Annotated in this window: 12 protein-coding genes and 1 tRNA gene; 9 read left to right on the forward strand and 4 right to left on the reverse strand. The window is 55.7% G+C overall.

What is annotated here, in order from left to right; all coding sequences use genetic code 11:
* The first annotated feature begins 172 nt into the window (after positions 1-172).
* Positions 173-1,405, forward strand: a complete 1,233-nt coding sequence (locus ACYVG7_RS16910; RefSeq protein ID WP_460884257.1) for a multifunctional CCA addition/repair protein — start codon at positions 173-175, stop codon at positions 1,403-1,405.
* A 90-nt stretch (positions 1,406-1,495) separates the two neighbouring features.
* On the opposite strand, the gene ACYVG7_RS16915 is transcribed toward ACYVG7_RS16910, so the two are convergent.
* From ACYVG7_RS16915 to folB, 3 genes are read right to left on the reverse strand one after another with little or no spacing between them, the layout of a single operon-like run.
* Positions 1,496-2,293, reverse strand: coding sequence for an undecaprenyl-diphosphate phosphatase (locus tag ACYVG7_RS16915; protein ID WP_460884258.1), 798 nt, complete (start codon positions 2,291-2,293; stop codon positions 1,496-1,498).
* The gene (gene folK / locus ACYVG7_RS16920) at positions 2,286-2,804 is read right to left on the reverse strand and encodes a 2-amino-4-hydroxy-6-hydroxymethyldihydropteridine diphosphokinase (protein WP_460884259.1); all 519 of its coding nucleotides are present in this window, start codon (positions 2,802-2,804) and stop codon (positions 2,286-2,288) included. The genes ACYVG7_RS16915 and folK overlap by 8 nt, the downstream gene beginning before the upstream one ends.
* Positions 2,804-3,154 (reverse strand): dihydroneopterin aldolase, encoded by a 351-nt coding sequence (gene folB, locus ACYVG7_RS16925; RefSeq protein WP_460884260.1) that lies wholly within the window; start codon positions 3,152-3,154, stop codon positions 2,804-2,806. Before folB ends, folK begins: the two co-directional genes overlap by 1 nt.
* 123 nt (positions 3,155-3,277) lie before the next feature.
* On the opposite strand from folB, the gene plsY reads away from it, so the two are divergent.
* Positions 3,278-3,886 (forward strand): glycerol-3-phosphate 1-O-acyltransferase PlsY, encoded by a 609-nt coding sequence (gene plsY / locus ACYVG7_RS16930; protein ID WP_460884261.1) that lies wholly within the window; start codon positions 3,278-3,280, stop codon positions 3,884-3,886.
* A gap of 34 nt (positions 3,887-3,920) precedes the next feature.
* On the opposite strand, the gene tsaD is transcribed toward plsY, so the two are convergent.
* Positions 3,921-4,937 carry a tRNA (adenosine(37)-N6)-threonylcarbamoyltransferase complex transferase subunit TsaD gene (gene tsaD, locus ACYVG7_RS16935; RefSeq protein ID WP_460884262.1) on the reverse strand — a complete coding sequence of 339 codons (1,017 nt, stop codon included), beginning with the start codon at positions 4,935-4,937 and terminating at the stop codon, positions 3,921-3,923.
* A gap of 197 nt (positions 4,938-5,134) precedes the next feature.
* Here tsaD and rpsU point away from each other — a divergent pair, with 197 nt between their 5' ends.
* The 7 genes from rpsU to ACYVG7_RS16970 all read left to right on the forward strand — a co-directional run bounded on the left by rpsU (position 5,135) and on the right by ACYVG7_RS16970 (position 11,617).
* Positions 5,135-5,350 carry a 30S ribosomal protein S21 gene (gene rpsU, locus ACYVG7_RS16940; protein ID WP_377154016.1) on the forward strand — a complete coding sequence of 72 codons (216 nt, stop codon included), beginning with the start codon at positions 5,135-5,137 and terminating at the stop codon, positions 5,348-5,350.
* Positions 5,351-5,380: 30 nt separating this feature from the next.
* Positions 5,381-5,824 (forward strand): GatB/YqeY domain-containing protein, encoded by a 444-nt coding sequence (locus ACYVG7_RS16945; protein WP_460884263.1) that lies wholly within the window; start codon positions 5,381-5,383, stop codon positions 5,822-5,824.
* Positions 5,825-5,971: 147 nt separating this feature from the next.
* Positions 5,972-7,744, forward strand: a complete 1,773-nt coding sequence (dnaG, locus tag ACYVG7_RS16950) for a DNA primase (protein WP_460884264.1) — start codon at positions 5,972-5,974, stop codon at positions 7,742-7,744.
* Between the two features lie 218 nt (positions 7,745-7,962).
* On the forward strand, positions 7,963-9,843 hold the full coding sequence (rpoD, locus tag ACYVG7_RS16955; protein ID WP_460884268.1) for an RNA polymerase sigma factor RpoD: 1,881 nt from the start codon (positions 7,963-7,965) through the stop codon (positions 9,841-9,843).
* 94 nt (positions 9,844-9,937) lie between these two features.
* A tRNA-Ile gene (locus tag ACYVG7_RS16960) sits at positions 9,938-10,014 on the forward strand.
* A 170-nt stretch (positions 10,015-10,184) separates the two neighbouring features.
* On the forward strand, positions 10,185-10,481 hold the full coding sequence (locus tag ACYVG7_RS16965; protein ID WP_460884265.1) for a hypothetical protein: 297 nt from the start codon (positions 10,185-10,187) through the stop codon (positions 10,479-10,481).
* An 863-nt stretch (positions 10,482-11,344) separates the two neighbouring features.
* On the forward strand, positions 11,345-11,617 hold the full coding sequence (locus ACYVG7_RS16970; protein ID WP_460884266.1) for a hypothetical protein: 273 nt from the start codon (positions 11,345-11,347) through the stop codon (positions 11,615-11,617).
* The last annotated feature ends 70 nt before the right edge of the window (positions 11,618-11,687 follow it).

The raw sequence follows: 11,687 nt of genomic DNA on the forward strand, positions 1-11,687 counted from the left end.
AACCCTGTCTCACCAAGCCCGAGGCTCGACCGCAAGGCTGTCTGCTGTTCCTACGAATAGGCGGCAGGTTAAAGCCAGCACCATGGGATGTCAAAGCGGATATACTCTGCTTGTTAGCACGGGGGGATAAGACCCCGAAGAATCACGGTTTCAAGGTCAAAGCGAGGTGGTTGTGCAAGTTTATCTGGTGGGTGGCGCGGTACGGGATCGACTCTTGGGGCTCGAGGTCAAGGAGCGCGACTATGTGGTGGTCGGTGCTCACGCCGAGGAGTTGCTCGCCGAGGGCTACGAGCCAGTGGGCCGGGATTTCCCGGTATTTCTGCACCCGCGCACTCGCGAAGAGTATGCCCTGGCCCGTATCGAGCGCAAACAGGGTCATGGTTACACCGGATTTGCCTGCTATGCCGCCCCCGAGGTCACCCTGGAAGAGGATCTGCTGCGTCGGGATCTCACCATCAACGCCATCGCCGAGGATGCCGAGGGTCAGCTGCACGATCCTTACGGCGGTCAGGCCGACCTCAAGGCCCGGCTGTTACGGCATGTATCACCCGCGTTCAGTGAAGATCCGCTGCGGGTGCTACGTGCGGCTCGCTTCGCCGCGCGTTTTCATAACCTGGGATTCCGGATCGCAGGGGAAACCCTGGCGCTGATGGGCGATATCGCACGCAGTGGTGAGCTCGCCCATCTGACGCCGGAGCGAGTCTGGAAAGAGCTGGAAAAGGTACTGGGCGGCGAAAATCCGCAGGTGTTCTTTCAGGTACTGCGGGATTGCGGAGCCCTCGCCGTCCTGTTCCCGGAGCTGGATCGGTTGTTTGGAGTGCCGGCCCGTCCGCAGTGGCACCCGGAAATTGACACCGGCATCCACGCCCTGATGGCGATCGAGCAAGCCGCCCGGATCAGTCCCGAGGTGAGCGTCCGGTTTGCTACCGTGTGTCATGACTTTGGCAAGGCCGAGACGCCCGCCGAGATCTTGCCCAGCCACCACGGTCATGGTGAACGAGGCCTGCCGCTGATCCGCGACTTCTGCAGCCGCTACCGGGTACCCAACGAGTGCCGGGATCTGGCCTTGCTGGTCAGCGAATTCCATTGTCTCATTCATATCGCCACCGAGCTCAGAACCGTGACCCTGCTGCGATTGTTCGACAAACTCGACGCCTGGCGGCGTCCGCAGCGGCTAGCTCAGCTGCTCGATTGCTGCCGCGCCGATTTTCATGGTCGTCTGGGATTTGCCGAGCGGGAATATCCAGAGCCTGATTATGTCGCTGAAGCCTTCGCCGCAGCACAGGCCGTTCCGGTACAACCCATTATTGCCGCCGGTTACCAGGGTGAAGCGATCCGGCAGAAGCTGGGCCGGGAGCGGCAACTGGCCATTCGCGCCGTCCGCGAACGCTGGCTGGAGCGCTAGCGGACGCGACTCAGCAACGTCGAATGGCTGGCGCCAATCGCAGACCAAACCCAGTAAACGATGAAGGGGCCATGAGGCCCCTTCACTGTTTCAGACGACAAAGAGCAGCAGCCCAGCCCCCAGCAACAAGCGATAAAGGACAAAGGGCCACAGGCCAATATGTGCCAACATCTTGAGGAACAGGTGGATCACCAGCAAGGCGCTGACAAACGAGACACAGATGCCGATGCCGATTTCACGCCACGCCACCACATCCGGACTATTGAGCAGATGCAAACCCTCGTAACCTGCAGCCATGAGAATCACCGGCACCGAGAGTAAAAATGAAAACCGTGCGGCAGCCTGCGGAGTCAACCCGAGCAACAGACCCATGGTCATGGTGATGCCGGAGCGCGAAGTGCCGGGGATAAGGGCGATAGCCTGGGCACAGCCAATCAGCAACGCCTGTTTGAGCGTCAAGCTGGCCAGGGGCTGAGTCTTACGTCCAATCCGATCAGCAACGGCCATCAGTAGACCAAAACTGACGGTGCTGATGGCAATCACCACGGCGGCTCGTAGGTGACTGCTAATAAAATCATTCAGCAACAAACCAGCAATCGCTGCAGGCAGAGTCGCCAGTACGATGAACCAGGCTAGGCGCCCATGCTCATCACACCGGCGGGAGTGGATAGAACGCCCCCAGGAGAGAACCATCTGCGCGATATCACGTCGAAAATAGAGTAATACGGCCGCCAAGGTCCCCAAATGTACCGCCACATCAAAGGCCAACCCCTGATCCGGCCAGCCCAGCAGTTGCGAGGGCAAAATCAGATGCGCCGAGCTGGATACCGGCAAAAATTCGGTCAGCCCCTGTAACAGAGCCAAAATGACAGCGTGCAGATCAGACACGAACCAGATACTCCCCGGTAGATAATTGCCACTCGATTGCAACCGGCGTCAAGGGCTGACGGCCGGCATCATAGGCTTGCCATAGGGCGGCTACCGATAGGCCCAACCGGGGGTGAACGAGTTCGGGATTCAGCTCGGCCAATGGCCGTAACACAAAGGCATTACTCAGAATTTCGGCCCGCGGTAACTCCACCGGCTCATCCTGCACCAACTGGTCATAGCACAGCAGATCCAGATCCAGAGTCCGAGCGGAAAACTTCTTGGCATTCAGTGGCCGACCATGGGCGTACTCAATCTGCTTGAGCGTCACCAGCACCTCGGCCACCGACTGCCCGGTCCGGGCTTCCACCACCAGATTATAAAAATTGGAACCATTAAAACCGACCGCCTGACTCTCGTAGACGGTCGATAGACGCAGGTCTGCAAAATGGGCCGCTAACGCCTGAATACCGCTGCGAACAAAATGCTCGCGGTCAATATTGCTTCCCACACCGATGTAGATGAGCGCCATCAGGCCTCCCGCACGATCTCGACACCGACACCACGAGCCGTCACCACAGCCGTCGGCTTAGTAACCCGGACACGCACTTTGGGTACCGGAAACTGCTGCAAAATCAGAGCTGCGACCCGCTCGGCCATGGTTTCAACCAATTCAACGGGTTCGGACTGCACGAGTGCCGTAACCCGGGAGGCCACGGTGGCGTAATCCAGCGCCAGCGCCAGATCATCCTGCAATCCCGCCGGACGGTTATCGAAATCCATCTCCAGATCGAACACCAACTTCTGCTGGATCCCTTTTTCCCATTCGTAGGCACCAATAGTACAGAGCACCTCTAAACCGGCGATAAACACCTTGTCCATTTGTTTCTCTCTTCTGTTAACCTGCAGAGGTCGGATACCTCTTTTGCCCATTTGGGCCTATGATTTGCCCGATTGAGGATGGATCTTACCCCAGTCCCTCACCAAGACAACCCTTGAGAGCCAATGACAGCCTTAAGCTTTGCCATGATCATGCTCGCCTACCTGGGCGGCTCCATTTCCAGCGCCGTATTGGTCAGCCGCTGCTATGGCCTGCCCGATCCCCGCGAACACGGCTCCCATAATCCAGGCACCACCAATGTGCTGCGTCTAGGCGGGCGCTCGGCGGCTGTCCTGGTGTTGCTCTGCGATATGAGCAAAGGCACTGCACCTGTCTATCTGGCCTGGTATCTGGGGGTGACGCCGTTTTTTCTCGGTTTGATCGGCGTCGCGGCCTGCCTCGGACACATGTATCCGTTGTTTTTTCACTTCCAGGGCGGTAAGGGCGTCGCCACCGCGCTGGGGGCCATGTTGCCCATCGGCCTGGACATGGGGGCCATGATGCTCAGCACCTGGGTTATTGTCCTACTGCTCAGTGGCTACTCCTCGCTCGCGGCGCTCATCGCCGCCTTGCTGGCACCTCTCTACACCTATTGGCTAAAGCCGGAATTCACCATGCCAGTAGCCATGCTGTGTGCCCTGATTGTCTATCGCCACCATGAAAACATCCTGCGCCTGCTCAACGGCCAGGAGGACAAGATCTGGCGTCGCAAACAAAAACGCCGCCCCGATTAGGGCGGCGTTAACAATCCAGGAAGCCTGTACGCGCCTACGCAACCGGTAACAAGGTATCCAGGCTCCAGCGCGGTTGTACGCTGAGCTCAAGACCCACGGTATGACCGGCTTTCAAACGCTGCAAACCGGCATAGGCAATCATGGCGCCGTTATCGGTGCAGTATTCAGGGCGCGGATAGAATACTTCGCCACCCAACTCGGTCATCATCTGCGCCAACTGGGCGCGTAATTGCCGATTCGCGCTCACGCCGCCAGCCATGACCAGCCGTTTCAGGCCAGTCTCCTTGAGTGCCCGTTTGCACTTGATGGCCAGAGTATCCACGACAGCACACTGGAAGGCATGAGCGATATCCGCCTTGGTCTGAGCATCTGTGCCTTGAGCTCGAATCGTGTTGGCGGCGAAAGTCTTGAGGCCGGAGAAACTGAAATCCAGTCCGGGACGATCCGTCATCGGCCGCGGGAACACAAAACGCCCCGGAGTCCCGCTTTCAGCCATCTTCGACAGCAAGGCGCCGCCAGGATAATCCAGTCCCAGCAGCTTGGCCGTCTTGTCGAAGGCTTCACCCGCGGCATCATCGATGGACTCTCCCAGGATCTGATACCGACCAATACCATCAACCCGCACCAGCAGGGTATGACCACCGGAAACCAACAACGCCAAAAACGGAAACTCGGGCGCATGCTCTTCCAGCATGGGAGCTAACAAGTGGCCTTCCATGTGATGCACGGCGACTGCCGGTTTATTCCATGCCAGTGCCAGACTACGCCCTATAGTGGCCCCTACCAACAGGGCCCCGACTAGACCAGGCCCTGCCGTATAAGCGATGCCATCGATATCGGCGGCCGTGCAGCCGGATTCAGCCAACGCAGCCTGGATCAACGGCAAAGTTTTGCGCACATGATCCCGGCTCGCGAGCTCAGGAACCACACCGCCGTAATCGGCGTGCAACTTGACCTGGCTGTAGAGTTGATGGGAGAGGATCCCTTGTTGATCGTCGTAGATCGCGATCCCGGTCTCGTCGCAGGAGCTTTCAATACCTAAAACACGCATGGCGGGGAAAAAACCACTGGAAAATTGAGGGCGGTATGTTACCCTCCGCCGGTTTTTTAAACCAGTCTCTTCTGATAAGGGTTTACTTTAGCCGCCCAATCGGATTAGAATTTCGCACCATTTTTACTCGGGCTGCTCAACATCGTTTTGGTGTTTGTTGCTAGCCGTAAAATATCTATCTCTGAGGTGAGAGGCACATGCCAGTAATTAAAGTACGTGAAAACGAGCCGTTTGATGTCGCTCTGCGTCGCTTCAAGCGTTCCTGCGAAAAGGCCGGTATCCTGGCCGACGTGCGTAGCCGTGAGTTCTACGAAAAGCCGACCACTATTCGCAAGCGCGCCAAGGCATCCGCCGTTAAGCGTCATGCCAAGAAGCTGGCTCGCGAAAACGCTCGTCGTAACCGTCTGTACTAATTCTTCGCGCTAAATCGGAGTGCCTCGGCCATGTCTCTGCAGGAACAACTGAAGAGTGAATTGAAGACGGCGATGCTTGCCAAAGATAAGGCTCGCGTCGGTACTATCCGTCTGTTGATGGCCGAGATTAAACAGAAAGAGGTCGATACGCGTACCGTTCTGAATGATGAAGAGATCATTGCTGTGCTGACCAAAATGGTCAAACAGCGCAAAGACTCCATCAGTCAGTTCGAAGCTGCGGGACGTCAGGATCTGGTGGATGTAGAATCTGCCGAGATCATTGTCCTGCAAGCCTTTTTGCCTCAGCCATTGAGCGAGGCCGAAATCGACGCTCTGATTGACAGCACCGTGACCCAGCTTGCCGCTACTGGCATGCAAGACATGGGGAAGGTGATGAATGCACTCCGCCCCCGACTTCAGGGGCGCGCAGATATGGGTCTCGTCAGTGCCAAGATCAAGGCGCGTCTGGCGTAATCCATAAGCAAGACATTTCGACCATGAGCCGCGCATCCTGTGATAGCGCGGCTTATTTTTTTATGCGACCTTATCTGTCCCGGCAGCTTACTCCTCAAGTCCGCTGATCCGTTCCGCTATCCTGTAATTCAATGAGCAGATCCCGACATGGCAGGCAAGATCCCCCAATCCTTTATCGATGACTTGCTGGCTCGCACCGATATTGTCGAGCTGATTGACAGCCGAGTCCGGCTGAAAAAAGCAGGCAAGAACTATCAGGCTTGCTGCCCGTTTCATAACGAGAAAAGCCCCTCCTTCTCGGTCAGTCAGGAAAAACAGTTCTACCACTGTTTCGGTTGTGGAGCCCATGGTAATGCCATCGGCTTTTTGATGGAATTTGATGGTCTGAACTTCCCGGATGCCATCGAAGATCTGGCCGGTCAACTCGGTCTGACGGTTCCCCGTGAAGAAAATGGCAGCTACGGCCCTTCGCAACCCGCCCCCGTGATCAGCGCCGATCAGTATCAGCTGATGGAACAAGCCAGTCGTTTTTTCCAGGGTCAATTGCGGCAATCAAAAGCCGCCATCGACTATCTCAAAGGCCGCGGCCTGAGCGGGGAAATTGTAAAAAAATACAGCATTGGTTATGCGCCCGCCGGCTGGGACGGACTGCGGCAACTGTTGGCTCGTGGCCGTGAGCAGGAACAACAGCTGGTTACATTAGGCATGCTGATCCAGAAAGATAATGGCGGCAGCTATGACAGGTTCCGCGACCGTATAATGTTCCCCATTCGCGATCGCCGTGGCCGGATCATCGGCTTCGGTGGCCGGGTGCTCGGCGAGGGCACACCGAAATACCTCAACTCCCCAGAAACCCCTATCTTCCATAAGGGGCGTGAGCTATTTGGCCTCTTCGAAGTCAAGGAAGCCCATCGCAACCCAAGCCGCATTCTGATCGTGGAAGGGTATATGGATGTAGTTGCGCTGGCCCAATATGGCATCGACTATGCGGTTGCTTCTCTCGGTACCGCAACGACCAGTGACCATATGCAGTTACTGTTTCGGACCGCGCCGGAAATCATCTGCTGCTACGATGGTGACAATGCTGGCCGTGAAGCTGCCTGGCGGGCGCTGGAAAACGCACTGCCCGGCCTGCAGGATGGTCGGGAACTCAAATTCGCCTTCCTTCCAGCCGAGCACGATCCGGACTCCTTTGTCCGCGCCCATGGCCGTGAGGCTTTCGAGGCCTATCTCGACCAGGCGCAACCCTTCAGCGAGTTTCTATTTGAACGCCTAACCCGTGATCTGAATCTTTCGGGCGAAGCCGGGCAGAATGAACTGGCGAACAAAGCCGTGGCACTGATTCGTCGGGTACCCGAAGGCTTCACCCGTGAAGGATTGATCACCAAGCTCTCCCAGCGACTGCGCTGGGGCGAAAACGAGCGCCGTCTGCGCGACATCTTCGCTCGTCAGGAAAAAGAAGAGCAGCAACCGGCCTCCGTACAGCGGCCAGGCAAGATGAAACTGACGCCGGTGCGACGCGCCCTCGCCCTCATCGTTCAATACCCGCAGATTGCAGCCCAGTTACCTCCCCTGCCCCATGAGTTGCTCGGATTACGAGAACCCGGGATCGGTTTTTTGCTGCAACTCCTGACCCAACTGCACCACAACCCAATGACCACCGGCCAATTACTGGAACAGTGGCGTGGCACCAAGGAAGGGGAAGGTTTGGCACGACTCGCCATGCTGGACGAGATCACTGCCGGAGAGAATATTCTGCAAGAGCTGGAAGATACTTGCGCTCGCCTCATCGACTTATTTTTAGAGCAGCGCATGGCCGAGTTGCAAAACAAAGCCACGAATGGCGGGCTGAGCCATGATGAAAAACAGGAACTGATGTTGTTGCTGAACGAGACCAAACAAAAAAATAATGCCGGTTAAGCAATTTAAACTTGTAATTATTAGTCATTATCCCTATATCATAGGCACGCCCGGTTCACGGGAACTATCAAAACGAAATTGAAGATAACCGCATTACAGAGACCGCATCGCCTGGCCACAAGCCTTGGGCAACGGTCTTTTTACGCATTCATCATGGTCAACGTGCAAAACTGGTCGATTTTTAGTATGATCGGCGGTTTGCGCAACTACGCGCATTTCTGGCGCAAACAAGCAACACCAACCGGATGAGTTCTATGGAGCATACCCCGCAGTCGCAGCTTAAACTCCTCGTTGCCAAGGGCAAGGAACAGGGATACCTGACCTATGCCGAGGTGAACGATCATCTGCCTCAAGATATCGTTGATTCGGATCAGATCGAAGATATTATTCAGATGATCAATGACATGGGTATTCAGGTGGTAGAAAGCGCCCCTGATGCCGATGATCTGATCATGACCGAAACGGCTCAAGATGAAGATGCCGCAGAAGCCGCCGCTCAGGTGCTTGCTTCGGTAGAGTCCGAGATTGGTCGGACCACGGACCCGGTCCGCATGTACATGCGGGAAATGGGGACCGTCGAGCTGCTTACTCGCGAAGGCGAAATCGACATCGCCAAACGCATTGAAGATGGTATCAATCAGGTACAAAGCTCGGTTGCCGAGTATCCTGAGGCCATCACCTACCTGCTGGATCAGTACGACAAGTACGAAGCCGGCCAGATCCGTCTCGGTGACATCATCGCCGGTTTCGTCAATCTCGACGAAGACGATCTTCCGCCTACCGCAACCCACATCGGTTCCGAGCTCAGTGAAGATGAGTTGGCGGATGAGGACGATGAGGAAGAAGAAGACGAAGAGGGTGATGACGACGACAGTGACGACGACGGTGGCCCGGATCCGGAACTGGCGCGCGAAAAATTCGGCGAGTTGCGTTCCCAATCCGAAGTAACCCGTGAATCGATCAAATCCTATGGTCGTGAAGACAGTCGGACGCGGGAAGAGATCCAGCATCTGGCGGATGTATTCCGTCAGTTCCGTCTGGTTCCCAAGCAGTTTGACCGTCTGGTTAACAACATGCGCGAAATGATGGAGCGAGTCCGAGTACAGGAACGCATCATCCTCAAGAGCTGTGTTGAACGGGCCAAGATGCCGAAGAAAAATTTCGTCACTCTGTTCACCAACAAAGAATCCGATCTGGCTTGGTTCAATCAGGCACTGGCCGCTGGTAAATCCTGGTCTACCGCGCTGCAGGATGTCAGCGAAGAAGTGGAGCGTGGCGTTGCCAAGCTTCAGCAGGTAGAAGTGGAAACCGGTCTGTCCATTTCCCAGATCAAAGATATCAACCGTCGCATGAGCATCGGTGAGGCTAAGGCCCGCCGCGCCAAGAAAGAGATGGTTGAGGCCAACTTGCGTCTGGTGATCTCTATTGCCAAGAAGTACACCAACCGAGGTCTGCAATTCCTGGATCTGATCCAGGAGGGCAACATCGGCTTGATGAAGGCGGTCGATAAATTCGAATATCGTCGCGGTTACAAGTTCTCGACCTACGCGACTTGGTGGATCCGTCAGGCTATCACCCGTTCGATTGCGGATCAGGCCAGAACTATCCGCATCCCGGTACACATGATCGAAACCATCAACAAGCTGAACCGGATCTCCCGGCAGATGCTGCAAGAGATGGGGCGTGAACCGAGCCCGGAAGAGCTGGCCATGCGCATGGGAATGCCGGAAGACAAGATCCGCAAAGTGCTGAAAATCGCCAAAGAGCCTATCTCGATGGAAACCCCCATCGGTGATGATGAAGACTCCCACTTGGGTGACTTTATCGAGGATACCACCCTCGCTCTGCCAGCTGATGCAGCGACAGCGGAAAGCCTGCGCGCCGCTACCCGCGATGTGCTGGCCGGTCTGACCGCCCGGGAAGCCAAGGTTCTGCGCATGCGGTTCGGTATCGATATGAATACGGATCACACCCTGGAAGAAGTCGGTAAGCAATTCGACGTCACCCGGGAACGTATCCGCCAGATCGAAGCCAAGGCTCTGCGCAAGCTGCGTCACCCCAGCCGCTCGGAAGTGCTGCGTAGCTTCCTCGACGAGTAAGAGTGATACTCAACCAGTTGATGCTTTTATAGACATCTAACTTGTTGATATCTGGACTATCTGGGTCAGGGTCTCTATAATCCTGACCACATTTGGCCCTTTAGCTCAGTTGGTTAGAGCAGACGACTCATAATCGTTTGGTCGCGGGTTCAAGTCCCTCAAGGGCCACCATATACAAAAAGGACTGACAACTATCTGTTGTCGGTCCTTTTTATTTTTCAGCACTCCATGCTGATGGTTGTGGTCTCCAGTTTTCGCAGATTCAGCAGCGTCATCGTCAGAGCCGAGGTCAAGGCACCGATGCTACTATGGGGATACCGGACTTGGGACACGATAGGCCTATGCTGAAAAAACTCATACCTCACAACCTCACCCAGCTCCTGAGCGGAGGATCACTCTTGGCCTCGCTGGGCAAGCTACTGGATTTCCAACAACGCATCTGGATCGTCAGTATCCACCACGAAAGCTACTCTGACACCTTTGTGGTCAATGAAGACAGCTTTGCTGAGCCGATGCAGTGGATGCGGCGTAAGGGCTATAGCGAGATCATGTTGCAACGCGTCGAACAGCTACAACGCTCGCAGACGGTACAATTCAATCTCGATGGGTGCAGCCATCAGCTGTTGCGCGTGAAGTAATGGGGAGTAGGGTTGCGCACGGACGTTAATCCTCTTTTCGAATGCCTATGACACATAGCAAGACCAGTCTTACGGGTGCCAATCGACTAATAGGAATCCGACTGTGAAGCAGGGCAATCATTGGTAGCAGGCAATACAAAAGAGGTAGAAGCACCAATATATGCCCCCGCCGCGTTATGCGGGTCCGTTGATGAAGGCAAATAGAAAGGTGATCATGGAAGGGTGGGCCCTGATCGGGCACTACATCGACAAGTCGTGAAGTGAGGAGGACTCAGTCACGGGGAACAGCTTGGTTTGACTGTTGCTGACCAGTCAGGACCTGGCTCAGAAAGGCAAAACAGAGTGCATCATAATTAAACATGGCAATTCTCCTTAATCTCAGGATGACATAGCGTCAAACCGAAGCGGCGCTTAGTTACGGGTAGAGCCGTTATTGCTGTTTTTCTTGTCGTTCAGCAGTTGGCTCAGGAAGGCAAAGCACAGGGGATCGTAGTTAAACATGGTGGTTCTCCTTGTGGATGATGTGAGAGGGTCTTGTTTGACGACCTCAGATGCATCATAAAGCGATAAATGTGATCCACGCAACACTTTTGTGAGGGGCGTCACATTTTATTCACCATCAATCGCCTACTCGACCCAATCCACCAACAAACCGCTATTCAGCATCCAGCTGCGTGATCCGCGCCACGGGTTATGCTAAATTGCTCGCCGCCCGCAGCAGCGGGCGCCGTAGCAGACAAGAGGGTAGATCAATTGCCATCATGGCCGAGCGCCAGCTGTTTGCGCTGAAGATAAACGCTATCGAGTCGGACGCTACTTCGAGAAATAACCGGCACGGCCGCTTTAGACTAGAAATATTCACCATGTCCCCACACACCAGAAGCGCCTCCCCGAAGTTTCCGCCGGCCCCTAGTGCTTCGCACTCCGTCGCCATCAAGGCCAGCACCTGGGTGCAACCACAAGGCTATTGGCCCTGCCTGCTTGCCAGCCTATGCCACCACTTTCCGGCCATCTCCCCTGCGGTCTGGCGCAGCCGCTTCGAGCGAAATCTGGTGCTGGATGCTCATCAGCAGCCATTGCCCCTTGATGCTCCCCATCAACCCGGAGCGCGGATCCATTATTTCCGGCCTTGTTGATCAAATCCAAAGTCGGATACTCGCTCCCCAACCCGCCGGGCGGGCTTAGTTGACGGCCTGCCGAATGGGC

The sequence above is a fragment of the Pseudaeromonas pectinilytica genome (assembly GCF_054780855.1).

Excerpts from the sequence above, each read along its gene's own strand:
- dnaG (WP_460884264.1), top strand. The coding sequence starts at position 5,972 with ATGGCAGGCAAGATCCCCCAATCCTTTATCGATGACTTGCTGGCTCGC.
- tsaD (WP_460884262.1), bottom strand. The coding sequence starts at position 4,937 with ATGCGTGTTTTAGGTATTGAAAGCTCCTGCGACGAGACCGGGATCGCG.
- ACYVG7_RS16945 (WP_460884263.1), top strand. The coding sequence starts at position 5,381 with ATGTCTCTGCAGGAACAACTGAAGAGTGAATTGAAGACGGCGATGCTT.
- ACYVG7_RS16965 (WP_460884265.1), top strand. The coding sequence starts at position 10,185 with ATGCTGAAAAAACTCATACCTCACAACCTCACCCAGCTCCTGAGCGGA.
- folB (WP_460884260.1), bottom strand. The coding sequence starts at position 3,154 with ATGGACAAGGTGTTTATCGCCGGTTTAGAGGTGCTCTGTACTATTGGT.
- folK (WP_460884259.1), bottom strand. The coding sequence starts at position 2,804 with ATGGCGCTCATCTACATCGGTGTGGGAAGCAATATTGACCGCGAGCAT.
- rpsU (WP_377154016.1), top strand. The coding sequence starts at position 5,135 with ATGCCAGTAATTAAAGTACGTGAAAACGAGCCGTTTGATGTCGCTCTG.
- plsY (WP_460884261.1), top strand. The coding sequence starts at position 3,278 with ATGACAGCCTTAAGCTTTGCCATGATCATGCTCGCCTACCTGGGCGGC.
- ACYVG7_RS16970 (WP_460884266.1), top strand. The coding sequence starts at position 11,345 with ATGTCCCCACACACCAGAAGCGCCTCCCCGAAGTTTCCGCCGGCCCCT.